This is a genomic window from Embleya sp. NPDC059213, assembly GCF_042754445.1.
Taxonomy (GTDB): Bacteria; Actinomycetota; Actinomycetes; order Streptomycetales; family Streptomycetaceae; genus Embleya.
Window position 1 is genome coordinate 36,289 of sequence record NZ_JBHZAV010000063.1, and the last position, 15,162, is coordinate 51,450.

The 15,162-nt window shown below is 70.1% G+C and carries 16 protein-coding genes; 10 read left to right on the plus strand and 6 right to left on the minus strand.

All coding sequences use genetic code 11. The features are described 5' to 3' along the window. Positions 1 to 24 precede the first annotated feature (24 nt). Genes ACFXMF_RS23300 through ACFXMF_RS23310 form a run of 3 tightly spaced genes read left to right on the plus strand, consistent with a single transcriptional unit; the run spans position 25 to position 2,062 of the window. Positions 25 to 648 carry an AIM24 family protein gene (locus ACFXMF_RS23300; RefSeq protein WP_379989888.1) on the plus strand — a complete coding sequence of 208 codons (624 nt, stop codon included), beginning with the start codon at positions 25 to 27 and terminating at the stop codon, positions 646 to 648. A gap of 23 nt (positions 649 to 671) precedes the next feature. After that, positions 672 to 1,292: an AIM24 family protein gene (locus tag ACFXMF_RS23305; protein ID WP_379989889.1), complete on the plus strand. Its 621-nt coding sequence runs from the start codon at positions 672 to 674 to the stop codon at positions 1,290 to 1,292. Then, positions 1,289 to 2,062, plus strand: coding sequence for an AIM24 family protein (locus ACFXMF_RS23310; protein ID WP_360314835.1), 774 nt, complete (start codon positions 1,289 to 1,291; stop codon positions 2,060 to 2,062). The genes ACFXMF_RS23305 and ACFXMF_RS23310 overlap by 4 nt, the downstream gene beginning before the upstream one ends. 132 nt (positions 2,063 to 2,194) lie before the next feature. On the opposite strand, the gene ACFXMF_RS23315 is transcribed toward ACFXMF_RS23310, so the two are convergent. Next, positions 2,195 to 3,103 carry a LysR family transcriptional regulator gene (locus ACFXMF_RS23315; RefSeq protein ID WP_360314833.1) on the minus strand — a complete coding sequence of 303 codons (909 nt, stop codon included), beginning with the start codon at positions 3,101 to 3,103 and terminating at the stop codon, positions 2,195 to 2,197. A 157-nt stretch (positions 3,104 to 3,260) separates the two neighbouring features. Here ACFXMF_RS23315 and ACFXMF_RS23320 point away from each other — a divergent pair, with 157 nt between their 5' ends. Then, positions 3,261 to 4,475: an amidohydrolase family protein gene (locus ACFXMF_RS23320; protein WP_379989885.1), complete on the plus strand. Its 1,215-nt coding sequence runs from the start codon at positions 3,261 to 3,263 to the stop codon at positions 4,473 to 4,475. 354 nt (positions 4,476 to 4,829) lie between these two features. Here ACFXMF_RS23320 and ACFXMF_RS23325 read toward each other — a convergent pair whose 3' ends face one another. Beyond that, positions 4,830 to 5,744, minus strand: coding sequence for an SDR family oxidoreductase (locus ACFXMF_RS23325; protein ID WP_379992667.1), 915 nt, complete (start codon positions 5,742 to 5,744; stop codon positions 4,830 to 4,832). 172 nt (positions 5,745 to 5,916) lie between these two features. Beyond that, positions 5,917 to 7,881: a choice-of-anchor A family protein gene (locus tag ACFXMF_RS23330; RefSeq protein ID WP_380020751.1), complete on the minus strand. Its 1,965-nt coding sequence runs from the start codon at positions 7,879 to 7,881 to the stop codon at positions 5,917 to 5,919. Between the two features lie 30 nt (positions 7,882 to 7,911). Here ACFXMF_RS23330 and ACFXMF_RS23335 point away from each other — a divergent pair, with 30 nt between their 5' ends. Further along, the gene (locus ACFXMF_RS23335; protein ID WP_360314825.1) at positions 7,912 to 8,865 is read left to right on the plus strand and encodes a hypothetical protein; all 954 of its coding nucleotides are present in this window, start codon (positions 7,912 to 7,914) and stop codon (positions 8,863 to 8,865) included. 125 nt (positions 8,866 to 8,990) lie between these two features. Here ACFXMF_RS23335 and ACFXMF_RS23340 read toward each other — a convergent pair whose 3' ends face one another. The 3 genes from ACFXMF_RS23340 to ACFXMF_RS23350 all read right to left on the minus strand — a co-directional run bounded on the left by ACFXMF_RS23340 (position 8,991) and on the right by ACFXMF_RS23350 (position 11,659). Next, entirely contained in the window at positions 8,991 to 10,034 is a 1,044-nt protein-coding gene (locus ACFXMF_RS23340; RefSeq protein ID WP_379992487.1) for a cytochrome P450, read from the minus strand. A 110-nt stretch (positions 10,035 to 10,144) separates the two neighbouring features. After that, on the minus strand, positions 10,145 to 10,378 hold the full coding sequence (locus ACFXMF_RS23345; RefSeq protein WP_360314821.1) for a tryptorubin family RiPP precursor: 234 nt from the start codon (positions 10,376 to 10,378) through the stop codon (positions 10,145 to 10,147). A 333-nt stretch (positions 10,379 to 10,711) separates the two neighbouring features. After that, positions 10,712 to 11,659 carry a LysR family transcriptional regulator gene (locus ACFXMF_RS23350; RefSeq protein ID WP_360314819.1) on the minus strand — a complete coding sequence of 316 codons (948 nt, stop codon included), beginning with the start codon at positions 11,657 to 11,659 and terminating at the stop codon, positions 10,712 to 10,714. A gap of 73 nt (positions 11,660 to 11,732) precedes the next feature. Between ACFXMF_RS23350 and ACFXMF_RS23355 the strand changes: the two genes are divergently transcribed. The 5 genes from ACFXMF_RS23355 to ACFXMF_RS23375 form a co-directional block, all read left to right on the plus strand. After that, positions 11,733 to 12,659 carry an EamA family transporter gene (locus tag ACFXMF_RS23355; protein ID WP_379992486.1) on the plus strand — a complete coding sequence of 309 codons (927 nt, stop codon included), beginning with the start codon at positions 11,733 to 11,735 and terminating at the stop codon, positions 12,657 to 12,659. 33 nt (positions 12,660 to 12,692) lie between these two features. Then, positions 12,693 to 13,154 carry a prevent-host-death family protein gene (locus ACFXMF_RS23360; RefSeq protein ID WP_360314815.1) on the plus strand — a complete coding sequence of 154 codons (462 nt, stop codon included), beginning with the start codon at positions 12,693 to 12,695 and terminating at the stop codon, positions 13,152 to 13,154. After that, the gene (locus ACFXMF_RS23365) at positions 13,151 to 13,507 is read left to right on the plus strand and encodes a hypothetical protein (RefSeq protein WP_360314813.1); all 357 of its coding nucleotides are present in this window, start codon (positions 13,151 to 13,153) and stop codon (positions 13,505 to 13,507) included. The genes ACFXMF_RS23360 and ACFXMF_RS23365 overlap by 4 nt, the downstream gene beginning before the upstream one ends. A gap of 136 nt (positions 13,508 to 13,643) precedes the next feature. Continuing rightward, a complete protein-coding gene (locus tag ACFXMF_RS23370; protein ID WP_379992484.1) occupies positions 13,644 to 14,783 on the plus strand; it encodes a LuxR C-terminal-related transcriptional regulator in 1,140 nt (379 codons plus the stop codon). A 195-nt stretch (positions 14,784 to 14,978) separates the two neighbouring features. Further along, the coding region (locus tag ACFXMF_RS23375; protein WP_380020753.1) for a hypothetical protein at positions 14,979 to 15,162 on the plus strand (184 nt) is incomplete at its 3' end.

Consider the following 15,162-nt stretch of genomic DNA (forward strand, 5'->3'; position numbering starts at 1 on the left):
TTCCCGAACGTGGCGACCTTTGTGATGCATGGCACGCGAGTTCTCGCGGTGGGCATGAGCGGAGAGGCGGTCAAGGCCCGTAACGGGACGATGATCGCCTATGACGGACGCATGTCCTTCAAACGACTGTCCGGTGGGGGTGAGGGGCTGCGCGGCATGGTGACCCGCCGGCTCACCGGTGAGGGCATGACCCTCATGGAGGTGAGCGGTGAGGGGACCTGCTGGTTCGCCGATCGGGCCACCGAGATCAACCTCGTGCAATTGACCGGCGAGACCCTGCACGTCGAGTCGAGCAACCTGCTCGCCGTGGACCAGAGTCTGCGCACCGGCACCGAGTTCACCGGCCTGAGCGGCGCGACCAGCGGCCAGGGCCTGTTCACCACGACCGTGTCCGGTCAGGGCACGGTCGCGGTCACCTCCGACGGGCCGGCCATCGTGCTGCGGGTGTCGCAGAGCGAACCGCTGTCGGTGGACCCGGGGGCGTATGTCGCGCACACCGGTCAACTCCGCAAGGAGTTCGTCAAGGACGTCAACTGGCGCACCTTCATCGGCGAAGGCTCCGGCGAGAGCGTGCAGTTGCGCTTCCAGGGCGACGGGCTGGTCTACGTACAGCCCACCGAGCGGCAGACCATCGGGGGCCAGACGTGACGTTCGACCAGGTCAACTCCAAGATGATCGAGGCCACCGTGCGCCCGGGGCAGACGTTGTACTGCCTGCGCGGCGCGATGCTGGCCTACCGGGGCGAGGTGTCCTTCACCCCGACCAGCACCGGCGCGCAGGGCGTCGGCGGGATGATCGGGCGGCGGCTCGCGGGCGAGTCGGTGCCGCTGATGAAGGCCGAGGGCGACGGCACGGTGATGTTCGGTCACGCCGGCCGACACGTGCACCTGATCCAGATCACCGGCGACACGCTGCACGTCGAGGCGGACCGGCTGCTCGTGTTCGAGGACTCCTTGCAGCAGGGCACCATGTTCATGGGCTCGCAGGGTGGCGTTCGCGGGATGATCCGCGGTCAGGTGACCGGCCAGGGGCTGTTCACCACGACGCTGACCGGTCACGGCTGGTGCGGGGTGCTCGCGCACGGCGGCGTGATCGAGCTGCCGGTCCAGCCGGGTCGCTCGATCCACGTCGACCCGCAGGCGTATGTGGCCCATCGGGGGCAGATCGAGAATCGAATCGGGGCCAACGTCGGTTGGCGCGATGTGATCGGGCGCGGTTCCGGCGAGGCGTTCCAGTTGGAACTGTCCGGTACCGGCACGGTCTACGTCCAGGCGAGCGAGGAGAAGTTGTGAGCGGTCTCGGTGCCGGCCCGGCCGTGTTCGACGCACGCACACTGCCACAGGACGACAACGTCAATCCGTACACCTTCTGTGTGGCCCTCGACGGCGAGTGGTTCGTGCAGAAGGGCAAGATGATCGCCTACTACGGGCGGATCAAGTTCGAGGCACTGGGCGTGGGCGCGCTCGACCGGCTGGTCACCGCGAACTTCAACTCCCCGCTGTACATCCAGGACTGGATCGTCGCGCAGGGCAAGGGGCAGTTGCTGCTCGCCGACCGCGGCTTCGACATCAATTCGTACGACCTGGAACTGGGCAACCTGACCATCCGGGCCGCCAACCTGCTCGCCTTCCAGCCCGGCCTGGATCTGAAGCAGTCGATCGTGCCCGGATTCGTCACGCTGATCGGCACCGGCAAGTTCGTCGCCGCCTCCAACGGCGCGGTGCACTTCGTCGAGCCGCCGATCCGGGTGGACCCCGAGGCGCTGCTCGGCTGGGCGGACTGCCCGACGCCGTGCCACCACTTCGACACCAAGTACATGCGTGGTGCGCTGGGCATGGCGCGTCGACTGACCGGGCTGGGCGGCGCGTCCGGCGAGGAGCACCAGTACGACTTCGTCGGGGCGGGCACCGTGCTGATGCAGTCCTCGGAAATCTCGATCGACCCGAACCTGATCCCGGCCCAGACCACGGCGGCCAACCCGCCGCCCCCCGGGCAGCAGGGCATCCCGGGCATTCCCGGGCTGCCGAACATCCCGGGGCGGTTGGGCCGACTCCTGCAATGAGATCGGCGCGGCGGGAACCGACACCGGGGCCGCGCCGTTGACCGGGAGAGGCCCTTCACTGGGGACGGTGGAGGGCCTCGCCAGTGCTTCGGGCGGGTGTGTGGGATCGGTTGGACGCGGCGGGCGGTGCGCTCAGAGTTGCTCGGCCAGGTCGCTGTCCGCCGTCACCTCGCGCAGGAGCTGGACCAGCACACCGACCCCCTCGTGCTCCTGGTCGGCCCGCCAGAACGCGGTCACCGCGACATCCGGCGCCCCGGTCAGCGGCACTTGGACGACGCCGCGGACCGGGCGCTGCCGGGCCCATCCGCGCGGCGACAGGCCCACCCCCTGGCGGTCCACCACGCGCGCGATCACATCGTCCACGCTGCCGTACGCCTCGACGATCTCGGTCGCGCCCGAGCGCCGCAGCGCTTCGGTGACGCGGGTGTACAGCCTGGGGTGCGGTTGGCGCGGCCACACCACGATCGGCTCGCCACAGCCGACCAGCTCGGTCAGGCTCACCGACAGCCGGCCGGCGAGCACGTGTTCCTGCGGGAGCAGCGCGACGAACGCGAAGGTGCCGACCCGGGCGGACTCGAAGCCCGGGCCCAGGTCCGGCAGCCAGCCCAGCCCCGCGTCCAGGACGCCCTCGCGCACATCGGCCACCTGGCGGGCCGTCGGCTCGCTGGTCCACTGCACGCGCAGCGCCGGGTGGCGGATGTGCAGCGCGGAGATGGCCGCCGACACGAGCGAGGGGCCCAGGCCCGAGGTATACCCCACGCGCACCTGACCGGCGTCCCAGGTGGCCCGCCGACGCACCTCGGCGCACGCGTCGTCGAGCACCCGCAGCGACTCGTCGAGCCGACTGCGGAACACCTCGCCGAGCGGCGTGAGCGCCACCGGCAGCGAGGATCGGTCCACCAGCCGGGCCCCGAGCTGCTGCTCCAGACGACGCACCGCCTTGCTGACCATCGGTTGGGACAGATACAGCCGAGCCGCGGCGCGGCCGAAGTGCCGTTCCTCGGCGACGGCCAGGAAACATCTCAGGTCACGCAGTTCCATGGAAACCCACCTATGCCGTGTCGGCATAACGTTAGCAACAACAGGGGCTTGGCTGACGACCCGTCAGCGGGTTTCCTGGGTAGCGCAGGGTCCACGCGTCGCAAGCGGGGCCACCGCCGCCACCGAGGCCCATCGCACGTGCTACAAGGAGCAGGCCATGACGCTTGAGATCCCGCGCATCATCTCCGTGGACGACCACGTGGTCGAGCCGCCGGACCTGTGGACCTCGCGACTGCCCGCCAAGTACAAGGACCGCGGCCCGCGCGTGGTGCGCGACAAGGCGAAGTTCAACTTCATCGGCGGCGTGTTCTCCTACGAGCGCGGCGTCGAGGACGGCGAGTGGTGCGACTGGTGGCTGTACGACGACCTGGTCTACCCGTTCCCCAAGCTCTCGGCCGCGGTCGGCTTCGACACGCTGGACGTGACGCCGGTCACCTTCGACGACATCCGGCCGGGCGCGTGGATCCAGTCCGAGCGGCTCAAGGACATGGACGCCAACCACGTCGACGCGTCGCTGTGCTTCCCGAACATCCTGCCGCGGTTCTGCGGCCAGGCGTTCTACGAGCGTGAGGACAAGGAACTCGCACTGCTGTGCGTGCGGGCCTACAACGACTGGATGATCGACGAGTGGTGCGCGGGCGACGGCAAGGGCCGCCTGCTGCCGATGACGATCATCCCGCTGTGGGACGCGCATCTGGCCGCCGCGGAGGTGCGTCGGTGCGCGGCGAAGGGGTCGTTCGCGGTCGCCTTCTCGGAGAACCCGGTCCCGCTGGGCCTGCCGTCGGTGCACTCCAAGGACCACTTCTGGGACCCGTTCTTCCAGGCGTGCGAGGAGACGAACACCATCGTCTGCATGCACATCGGGTCGTCCTCGAAGATGCCGTCCACGTCGCCGGACGCGCCCTTCATCGTCTCCTCGGTGCTGACCTTCCAGAACGCCATGGGCTCGATGGTCGACTACATCTTCTCCGGCGTGTTCGACCGCTTCCCGAAGATGAAGATCGCCTACGCCGAGGGCCAGGTCGGCTGGATGCCGTACGTGATGGAGCGCGCGGACAAGCTGTGGGAGGAGCGCGACGACAACGCGTTCGGCTCGTCGCTGACCCAAAAGCCCAGCTCGTACATCCAGGACCGGATCTACGGCTGCATCTTCGACGACGAGATCGGGCTGCGCAACCGCGACGTGATCGGCATCGACCAGATCTGCTTCGAGGTCGACTACCCGCACGCGGACTCGACCTTCCCGAACACGCACAAGGTCGCCCTCGACATCGCCACGAAGGCGGGTCTGACCCAGGCCGAGTGCGACAAGCTGTTCCGCACGAACGCGATCAAGGCATTCGGACTGGAGCGGTTCGGGATCACCAAGTAACCGAGCATTTCCGGCAGTTCCGGTGATGCCGGCGAACCCCCGCCGCCCCGCACCCCACTCCCCCGGGTGCGGGGCGGCGGTTCACGTTCGGCACGGGGCGGGTCGGACCCTCGGGTGGCCGGGCACGGGGTTGAGCACTCGACCCCGCAGCCCCCGGAATCGCGGGATACCCGGCCCCCGAGGAGCTCGACCGGTTGCTCGCACCGCACTTCGGCGATTCACCGGACGCCGCGGTGGTGGCCGCCCGGCTGCTTCCGACGTTCCGCGGCACCCTGGTCGAACTCCTCGCCACGGCAACGGCCGCCGCCTGAACCGGAGTCGGCGGCGGCCGGGGCCGAAAGCGGCGCGGCAGGGCTACTTGCGGGTGCCGCTCATGTCTGCGTTGCCGGCGGCCTTGTCGACCAAGTCCGGGATCACTGCCGCGAGTTCGTCGGGGGTCCAGCGGGATTCCTTGGTGACGGTGGGGCCGTTGGACCAGCCTTCGGCGACGCTGATCGAGGTGCCGGTGACCGAGAAGACGCGGCCGGTGACGGCGGCCGAGGCGGGACTGCCGAGCCAGACCACGAGTGGGGAGATGTGCTCGGGGGCGAGTTGTTCGGCGATCTTCGCGGCGGCGGCCTCGTCGGCGAAGCCGGCCAGATCCTCGGTCAGCCGGGTCAGCGCGGTGGGGGCGATCGCGTTGACGGTGACGCCGTAGCGGCCGAGTTCCTGCGCCGCGATGATGGTGAAGCCCGCGATGCCGGCCTTGGCCGCGCCGTAGTTGGTCTGGCCGACGTTGCCGAAGATGCCGGACGGCGAGCTGGTGTTGATGATCCGGGCGTCGACCTGCTCGCCCGCCTTGGCCAGGCCGCGCCAGTAGGCCGCCGCGTGGTGCGCGGGGGCGAACGTGCCCTTGAGGTGGACCTTGATCACCGCGTCCCACTCGGCCTCGGACATGTTGGTCAACATCCGGTCGCGCAGGATGCCCGCATTGTTGACCAGGACGTCGAGCCGGCCGAACGCCTCGATCGCCTGCCCGATCAGCGCCTCGGCGCCGGCGAAGTCGGAGACGTCGGAGGTGTTGGCCACCGCCTCGCCGCCCGCCGCGACGATCTCCGCCACCACGGCCTCGGCCGGACCCGCCGACGCGCCGGTGCCGTCCCGCGCGCCGCCGAGGTCGTTCACCACGACCTTGGCGCCCTCGGCCGCGAACGCCAGTGCGTGCGCCCGGCCGATGCCGTTGCCCGCACCCGTCACGATGACGACGCGTCCCTCGCAGATCCCGCTCATGTGGCCCCTCCGAATGCTGGTCGATCGTTTCCGACGTTCGCTACGGAGGTCACAGTATGTGGAGACGGTTGGCGCGTACATCCTTTGTGGGCGACGCCATCGGCTCGGCGCCGAACGTAGGAATGACCCCCGTTCTCCTGGGAGATCGGGGGCCATTCGGGTCGGATGGGGACTAGGCGCGGTTACGACCCCGCGCGCGGTAGACGAACATCAGGATCACGCCGAGACCGATGGCGAGCGCACTGCCACCGAGCAACATCGCGGCGCTGCCCGTCATGCCGCTGTGGGCGAGCTGCGATCCGCCGGATCCGCCGATGCCACCACCGTGGCCACCACCGTTACCGCCGTGGCCGTGGCCGCCCGAGCCGCCGTGCGGCTTGTTGTGCGCACCGGAGGGCACTGCGGATTGGCTGGTGGAGGGCGAGGCCGAGGCCGAGCCTGACGGGGACGCCGAGGGCGATGCCGACGGCGAGGCCGACGGAGACGCGGACGGCGAAGCCGACGGGGACGCCGACGGACTGGCGGACGGCGAAGCCGATGGGCTGGCACTCGGGCTGGCCGAGGGCGACGCCGACGGGGACGCCGACGGGCTCGCGCTCGGACTGGCCGAAGGCGACGCCGACGGGGACGCCGACGGCGAAGCGGACGGAGACGCCGACGGCGACGCCGACGGAGACGCCGAGGGCGAGGCCGACGGAGACATCGACGGACTGGCCGAAGGCGACGCCGACGAAGACGTGGACGGCGAAGCCGACGTCGACCCGCCGCAGTCCGGCAGGTCACCATCGAACGGGTACCGATGGAACTCCGACCCGGACGTCGACTGGTGCACCAGCGAACCGGCCGTGAAGAAGCGCCCGTTCATACCCGGCACCGAAACGGTCGTCGTGCTCGCCGCGTTGCCCACCAGCACACTGCCCTGGAACTGCGCACTGCCCTTGATGGTCACCGACGTGGCATCCGGGAAGTTCCACAGCAGGTGCTCGCGCAGCCCGGTGGGGATGTTCGCGTTGCCGATGAAGGTACTGATCACCCGGGTCGGCCCGGTCAGGTTGACCAGGACCGTGGCGCCCGCGGGGATCCCGACGAACGAGATGCCCTGGTCCCCGCCGCCGATCGGATTGGCGATGTCGAAGTCGACGTTGAACACCTGGAGCGGCGACGTACCGTCTCCGGTGAACAACGTCTCGAAGCCCACGTTCGTGGCGGTGCCGGTGGCCGCGCGCGGCCTGCCGTCCGGGAACGCGTAGCAGCTCGACGCGTCGGTCAACTGGGGACGCAGACCGGCATACGGAGCCGCCGCCGACCCGTCCTTGACCGCCGTCGGGGTCACGGTGCCGGTGAGGGTGCCCGCGTAGCGCACCACACCGCTGACGGTGCCCTCCTCGGCGACCACGCTCTGGCCGTTCGCGATCGTGAGGTTGCCGCCGACGGTGAGGAAGTCCGTACCGTTGTCCGGGGGCACGCGGGTGCCGACACCCACGATGCCCACGTTGTAGATGCTGGATCCCGAGGTCTTGTTCATGTCGAAATTGCCGAGGGCGACCAACTTGCCCTCGGCCTCTGCGGCGGATCCGCCGACGGACCAGTTGCCGCCGACGAACATGTTGATGCCGTTGTCGCGACCCGCGATCGGGCCGTTGTTGGGTTCGAGGTTCGTGGCCGGGCAGTCGCCGGGGATGCAGGGGCCGAGACCGCCGGGCAGCGGCTTGGCGAAGCCCATGACAGCGAACACGCAGACGAGGATGACACCGCCGAGGGTGACGACTCCGGACAGCGCGAGGCCCGTCGCGCGGATCCGGGCGTTCGGTTTCCTGTGCATTTCCGAAGAATCGGACATAAATCTACAAATTAGGACAAGGCGCGCGGAGGCTTCCCCCGAATGCCCCTGCCGACCCGGCGTGTCGTTCGTCGTCAGCCGAGATGCGTACGGGCCGAGTACGCCGCAGGTATGGGATGTGAGCGACCGGCCCGAATCGGAAACCGGGCGCGGAACACGATCGTTGGCGTGGCGAGACGTGGCGGGGAGGGCTCCGCGATCGGGCCCGAACCGGCCCGGCGCGGGCCGGCCGTCGCGAGGGGCGCGGGTCGCATCCTCGCGAGGCCGGCAGGGTGTCCGTAGCCGCCCTCGCGGCATATCCGAAATCTTGGTGAATGGGAGTCATCTGTGATCGTCGGTCTGGTCACCGCTGTCGCGGCCTCCGCGTGTTACGGCGTGGGGTCGGTGCTGCAAGCGGTCGGGTCGCGGCGATCCGCGCGCGAGGAGGAGGCCAAACGGGCCGAACGGGGCGGCGGCGGCACCGCCCAGGTGACCGGGTACGGCGGTCCGAGCCTGTCCTCCACCGCCAAGGCCGCGGTCACGTGGGAGTTCATCGTCGGGACCCTGCTCGACTTCGTCGGCTTCGCGCTCGGCGCGTTGGCGGCGCGGTTGTTGCCGCTGTTCCTGTCCCAGACCATCATCAGCGCGAACCTGGTGATCACCGCCGTGCTCGGGATCAAGCTGCTGGGGATCAAGCTGTACCGGGCCGACTGGACCTCGATCGGCGTGGTCTGCGGCGCACTCGTCCTGCTCGGCGTCGCGGCCGGTCCCGAGGGCGACGGGCACAGTCCGCGCGCCACGCACTGGTGGGTGCTGATCGTCACGTTCGTGGTGATCATCGGCGGCACCGTGCTGGTCCGCTTCCTGGGCGCCAACGGTGCGATCGTCGCGGGTCTGCTCTCCGGGCTCGGCTTCGGCGGGCTCGGCATCGGCGTGCGGATCCTGGACGGCGTCGACCCGTTCGACCTGGGCAAACTGGCCGCCGACCCGGCGCTGTACGCGGTGCTGATCGGTGGCATCGGCGGAATGTACCTGCACACCATCGCGTTGCAGATCGGTTCGGTGAACGGCGCGACCGCCGCACTCGTGGTCGGCGAGACGGTGGTGCCCGGCGCGGTCGGCGTGTTGTGGCTCGGCGACACCTCACGGGACGGGCTGGCCTGGATGGCCGTGCTGGGCTTCGTGCTCGCGGTATCCGGCGCGGTGGCCGTCGCGTACTTCGGCAAGCACGAACCGGAGGAGCCGCAAAAACCTTCCTCCGGCCCGGATCCGGATCCCGCCGAGGCCGCCGCCCGGAGCTGATCGGCCGGACGCCGCGCGAACGCCCGTCGGGCGCGCGGCGTCCGGTTCGTGACACCCCGACTGGCAGCCCGGTCGACAGCCCGCGTGGCGCCCCGCGAGGCGCCCGATCCGCGGCCTCGCCGAAGTCAACGACAGGTGACGCGAACCTCGGACACACCGAGCAGCCCGGCCAGCCGCACCCGGGCCGTGCTCTGCCCCGGGTCGACCGCGAGCCCGTCGGCGCGCAGCAGATCCAGCAGCAGCCCGGCCATCGGCATCACCATGTGCCGCCCCCAGCACCGCTCCGAGACGTGCCCGAAGGGCAGGTATCCGGGCTGTTCGTCCGGGTCGAGCCGGGCCCAGCGCTCGGGGCGGAACTCGTCGGGGTCCGCCCAGATAGCCGGATCGCGGTGGGTGAGCAGCGGCAGCAGCAGGACGTCGTCGGTCGCGGTGATCCGCGGGTCCACCGCCGGGTACTCGGGCGAACTGCGGCGCAGAATGCTCCAGGACGGGGGCAGCAGGCGCATCGTCTCGTAGAGGATGTGCTCGTTCGGGGTGTCGTCGTCGAACGGCGATCCGAGCCACAGGGCACCGGCGACGAGCGTGGAGACGGTGAAACAGACCGGGGCCGCCGCACGCCGGTACAGGCCCATCGCGTGCCGCCGGTCCCGGTAGGTCCGCGCCTCGGCGGTCAGGCCCGCGATGGCGGACACCGGGGCCCCGGGGCGGAGCCGGCCGGGCAGCGCCGCGCCCGCCGCGATGACCGTCCAGGTGAGCAGCGGGGTCAACTCCAGGGCGCGGTCCATCAGCACGCGCAGCCGATACGGATCCGCACCGAGAATCAGATCGCGCAGATAGACGTGCCCGACGTGCGGCCATTCACCGGTGAGGTCGGCCGTCGGCGTCGGTTTCGCCAACGCCGCCCGCACGTCGCGGCCGATGGCCCGCATGACGGTCGACGCCTCGGTACGCGGAATGCTTCTGCCCTGGAGCGGTTTGAAGGTCGGGCGCTCCACATCCGCGGCCGGCCGGGCGGCGAGAATCGCGTCGGTGCGTTCGGGCCCGGCGACCGCGACGGTATCGGCCTCCAGTCGAAACACGTCGTCGCCGCGATGGTCGTGCAGAAGGGCCTGCATCCGAGGCGCGAATACGGTGGTCCGGCTGCTCCGGCCGGTACCCGATACGTACATCCTGGTCTCCAAAAGCGGGCGGCCCGCGCCCGGCGTGCCGGTGAGGGCTACGCCGGACGCGGACCGATGAGGCGAATAACGTCCCTGTTCGGATTGTCGATTCGCCTCGGCTAGTACCAGATGTACCAGGTGTAGGACTTCAGGCTCTTCTCGGGCGTAAACTTTTCCTTGATCGAGAAAAGAAGCTTCACGACAGGCACCTCCCTTTTACCGTGGACGGTCCTTTCCAGGCAATTCAAGCCTCGAAAGGTATGACCTCGACAGCTCGGAGCGGTTATTCCGGCTCGCTCGGAAAATTCTTCCGCCGCTCGCCGCCGGGTCGAGTAGAGCCCACGCCGATTCATGCTGTCAATAAGTACGCGGGCTCGATGATCAGGTGTCGAACCCGCCCTTTCCCCGGTTCTACGCCCGGAAAACGCCTGGTGGTGTCGGTTCGGGGCGCCCAGCGCTCGTGATTACCGCAGGACTCACGCTTTTGGAAGCGTCGGATCAGGCCAATCGGGGGCCGGGCCGTCGATCGCGGTTTTGCGTGCGCTTTGAGAACGGACCCCACGGTCGCGTCGTGATACGCGTGGAGACGAGCCTTTGCCGATATTTCCTGCCCTTTGCCTCACCGGGCACCACCCGGCGGCATCGGCACGTGTTGGACCGCATTGATCCCGAATCAACCGACCGAATCAACCGACCGAATCGACCGTCGCACGGCCCGCGCCGATCTCTCGCCCGTCCCGGGCACGCAATTCCGCGCCGACCGCCCGCAACGCGCTCAACAAAGGCGACGGGCCGTAACCTCGGCGGACCGCCGCCATCAGATGCCGGCGCGGCGCGGGCGCGACGATCGGGCGCAGCACCACGCCGGGCGGCAGCGCCGGCTGGGCCAGCCGGGGAATGATCGTCACCCCCAGACCGGCCGCCACCAGGGCCAGTTGGGCGCCGAAGTCGGTCGAGGTGTGCACCAGGCGGGGCTGGAATCCGGCCTGATGACACGCGGTCAGGAGCAGGCCGTGGCAGGCCGTCCCGGGCGCGGTGATGATCCAGTCGGCATCGGCGAGGTCGGCCGCCAACGAGACCTCGGCCCGCTCGGCGAGCGGGTGGCCGACCGGCAACGCGATCTCGAACGGCTCGTCCAACAGCGGGTGCAACTCGATCCGCGGATGGTCGGGCGCGGGCAGGTCGGGGTGCGTCATCACGACCGCCACGTCCAACTCCCGGGCGGGCAACAGCGGGAGCGCCTGCTCGGTCTCGTACTGGACCACCTCGAACCGCCAGCCCGGATGGCTCACCTTGAGCCGGGCCAGCGCCGGCCCGACCAGGCCCGAGATACCGGACGGGAAGCCGGAGATCCGGGCCCGGCCGATCCGTCCGTCGCGCTGCGCGGCGAGGTCGGCGCGGGCCTGCTCCAGGCGGGTCGCGATCGCGTCGGCGTGGCCGAGCAACACATGGGCCGCGGCGGTCAGCCGGACCCCGCGGCCGTGCTTCTCCAGCAGCGCCGCGTCCGCCTCGCGGGCCAGCACGGCCAATTGTTGCGAGACGGCGGACGGGGTCAGGTGCAGCGACTGGGCCGCGGCGGCGACGGTGCCGTGTTGGTCGAGCGCGCGCAGGATGTTCAGTCGCTTGAGTTCCATGCAGGAAAACTACCGATTGAGGTATGGAAAATGTAGATGGACTCGATGGATGGCCAGGCCACACACTCTGCTCATGACCCGTACCGATTCACTGTCCGCCGCGCTCGTCAGCGTGATCTGGGGAGTGAACTTCGTCGCGATCGACGCGAGCCTCGACGACTTCCCGCCCCTGTTGTTGGCCGCGCTGCGCTTCGCCCTCGTGGCGTTTCCGGCGGTGCTGTTCGTCAAGCGCCCGCAGACGAGCCTGCGGCTGATCATCGGGGTCGGACTCACCGTCAACGTGGGCCAGTTCGCGTTCCTGTTCAGCGCGATGCACGCGGGGATGCCGGCCGGGTTGGCCTCGGTGGTGATCCAGTGCCAGGCGATGTTCACGGTCGTGTTCGCGATGCTGATGTTGCGCGAGGTCCCGGGCCGTACCCGGCTGATCTCGCTCGCGGTGGCCGCACTCGGGATGGGCGTGATCGCGTTCGGCCGGGGGCAGGGCGCGTCCCTGTGGCCGTTCGTGCTGATGATCGGCGCGGGTGCGTCGTGGGGCTTCGGCAACATGCTGACCCGGAAGGCGGGCATCCCGGGCGGCACCGGCCTGGTGGTGTGGTCCGCGCTGGTGGCACCGCTGCCGCTGCTGGCGCTCTCGCTCGCGGTCGAGGGCCCCGGGCAGGATCTGGACGCGTTCACCTCGGCCTCGTGGAGCGGCGTGGGCGGCCTGGCGTTCACCGTCGTGCTGTCCTCCTGGCTCGGCTACGGCCTGTGGTTCGCCCTGCTCGGTCGCCGCTCGGCCTCGGCCGTCGCCCCCTACGGCCTGCTCGTCCCGATCGTCGGCATCCTCGCCGCCTGGGCCGTCCTCGGCGAACGCCCGAGCTGGATCGAATCCCTCGGCGCCGCCATCGTCCTCACCGGCATAGCCCTGTCCGCGACCGCGGGAACAACCCCGCCCGCCCCTTCGACCGGCCCGACCCTCCCCGACTCGATCCAGCCGACCACGCCACGAACCCGAGCTTGACTTCGGAACATATTCCGAAGTATCTTCCAGGGTATGTCCACTCCGACCGTTTCGTTCTCTGATCTGTCGAAGAACTCCAAGCGGGTCGCCGATACCGTCGAACAGGTCCAGCGGGTCCACGTCACTCGCAGAGACGGCGAGGATCTCTACCTCACGACCGAGCGGCACGACCGTCGGCGCGAGGAGACCGCCGACGTCACGGCCCGGCTGTTCACCGCCCTGATCGGGAGCGACGAAGGCGCGCGGGCCATACTCCTGGCACTACCCGCGGTCTTTCCTTGGACACGGCACTTCTCGGCGGAGGAGGTGCGAGAGTTCGTCGTCGACCTGGTCGATGCCACTCGTGACGTCGTGGATCTCGACGTCCACACGAACCTGCACCGCGTCATCGTCGAATGGCGCGCCACCGCCAGAATCCTGGCCGACCCCGCCTTGGCCGCCGACCTCACCACGCCCCTGCCGGACGAGGACCACGGCGAGGTGCCCACCCCGTGAGCCCCAAGCGCGGCGACGACGTCTCCCCTCCGCCGATCGGCACCGAGTGGCGACTGCGCTTCGCCACCAATGATGCCGCCAAGGGGTGGGCCGACCTCTGTACGGAAGCGGCGGGAAACACCCGACGCTGTTTCGAGGCCCTGCGATCGGCGCCACAGTCCACCGCCGATCCGGACCGGCAGCATCGATTGCGGGGACGACTGGGTGTGCGCTCCCTCGGCGGCGAAGAGTATCCGCAATGGGAGTACGAGGTGACCGCCGGTGGGCGGGTCCGCTACCTCGTCGACGAGGCGGGACGGACCGTGCATCTCGTCCATGCGTCCACCCGCCACCCGAAGGACACCGACCGCTGAGGTCCCGGGGCCCCTCCGGGTCGAGGCGCGAGGTGGGCATCGGCGCCGGCCGGCGCGCGTGCGCGACCCACTGCGGATGCCGGGTTCCTGGGCCGTATGCGTCGCGGGTGGGCGGTGGGGTCGGTAGCGTTGAGGCGTGGTTTCCGGTGGGGCGGGGCGGGGTGTCGTGGGGCTGGAGCGGGCCCTGCAGGGTGTGGTGGAGACCGGGCGCGGGGCGGCGGACGTCGTCGGGGTGGCGGCGGCGCGGTTGTTGAAGGTGGTGCCGGCCGACATCTGGTGTGCGGTGCTGCTGGATCCGTCGACGCTGCTGGACACCGGGGGCGTGCACGAGTCGGGATTCCCGGAGCGGGTGATGCCGCGGTTGTTCGAGATCGAGCACGTGGAGCAGGACGGGGTCGACAACCTGCGGGCGTTGACCCGCCGTGCGGCGCCGGTGAGTTCGCTGAAGGCGTCCACCGGCGGCGCGATCGAGTCCAGCGCCTACTACCGGGACATCCTGCAACCCCTGGACATGGCCGACGAGTTGCGCATCCTGTTGCGCGAACGCGGGCGCACCTGGGGCCTGGTGGTGCTGTGCCGGTCCACCGACAGTGCCCCGTTCGGCAGCCGGGACCTGGCCGCCGCGCGGGCGTTCGCGGCGCCCACCACGCGGGCCGTGCGTCGGTCGCTCGTGGTCACCGGCACCGACGAGGGGTCCGCGCCGGACGGGCCCGGATTCGTCGTGCTGGACGCCGCCCAGCGGGTGGTCGAGTGCAGTCCCAGCGCCGAGCGCTTGTTGGCCCGGATCGAGGTGGGTGGCGCGGCCGGCCGGCCGAAGTCCTGCCCGTACGCGGTGCGCGCGGTGGCCGCGGCGGCCCGCGCGGGGCATCCGGGCACCACCGCCCGGTCCCAGGTCCGCACCCGCGACGGCCACTGGTTGGCGCTGCACGCCTGGCGGTTGTTCACCGCACCGGAGCCGGTGACCATGGTCGCGATCGGCTCGGCGGAGCCCGGCATGCTGATCGCGCTGGTGTTGGAGGCGTACGGACTCAGCGAACGGCAGCGGCGAATCGCCCAGCTCGTCCTGCACGGTTGGTCCAGCGAAGAGGTGCTCGCCGAGTTGCACATCACCCGGAACACGCTGAACGACCACCTGGAGAAGATCTTCGACAAGGTCGGCGTGCGCAGCCGCCGCGAACTGACCGCCGCGGTCTTCTCCCGCCACTACCTGCCCCGCCTGGGCCTGGGTCCACTCGCCCTGGACGGCCGACTCACCGCCCCGCCGCCCGCCGCCTGAACACCCCCACATCTGTGGGGTATTCGCGGCCGGCCACGCGGATTAACGTCCGAGTCACAGGGCGCGCCGACGGGGGATCAGGCGACCGGCGCGCACGGGGGAACACCGTCGAGGCTCGGGGGGCGCCGACACGACGCGACGAGGGCGGCGATCGATGGCCGCAGCCGCACTCTCGGTCGGGTCGGTGCTCGGCGGTTGTTCATCGGGTTCGTCCGGGACGCCCGACGCGTCCCGGACGAACGCGGTCGGCACCTCGGGGGCCTGTCCGGTTCGGTGCGGATCACCGGCTACGGCGAAGCCACCTGCGGCCGGGTCTCGTACCGGGCGACGATCACCGGCGGCATCCGACAACGGCACGGCACGGCACGAACGCCGCGAC

Bases quoted from the DNA above. Each gene is read 5' to 3' on its own strand.
- ACFXMF_RS23325 (WP_379992667.1), bottom strand. From the start codon at position 5,744: ATGAGCGGGATCTGCGAGGGACGCGTCGTCATCGTGACGGGTGCGGGC.
- ACFXMF_RS23300 (WP_379989888.1), top strand. From the start codon at position 25: ATGCATGGCACGCGAGTTCTCGCGGTGGGCATGAGCGGAGAGGCGGTC.
- ACFXMF_RS23360 (WP_360314815.1), top strand. From the start codon at position 12,693: ATGTCCACTCCGACCGTTTCGTTCTCTGATCTGTCGAAGAACTCCAAG.
- ACFXMF_RS23320 (WP_379989885.1), top strand. From the start codon at position 3,261: ATGACGCTTGAGATCCCGCGCATCATCTCCGTGGACGACCACGTGGTC.
- ACFXMF_RS23340 (WP_379992487.1), bottom strand. From the start codon at position 10,034: ATGTACGTATCGGGTACCGGCCGGAGCAGCCGGACCACCGTATTCGCG.
- ACFXMF_RS23355 (WP_379992486.1), top strand. From the start codon at position 11,733: ATGACCCGTACCGATTCACTGTCCGCCGCGCTCGTCAGCGTGATCTGG.
- ACFXMF_RS23315 (WP_360314833.1), bottom strand. From the start codon at position 3,103: ATGGAACTGCGTGACCTGAGATGTTTCCTGGCCGTCGCCGAGGAACGG.
- ACFXMF_RS23345 (WP_360314821.1), bottom strand. From the start codon at position 10,378: ATGAATCGGCGTGGGCTCTACTCGACCCGGCGGCGAGCGGCGGAAGAA.
- ACFXMF_RS23305 (WP_379989889.1), top strand. From the start codon at position 672: ATGATCGAGGCCACCGTGCGCCCGGGGCAGACGTTGTACTGCCTGCGC.
- ACFXMF_RS23350 (WP_360314819.1), bottom strand. From the start codon at position 11,659: ATGGAACTCAAGCGACTGAACATCCTGCGCGCGCTCGACCAACACGGC.
- ACFXMF_RS23330 (WP_380020751.1), bottom strand. From the start codon at position 7,881: ATGCCGCGAGGGCGGCTACGGACACCCTGCCGGCCTCGCGAGGATGCG.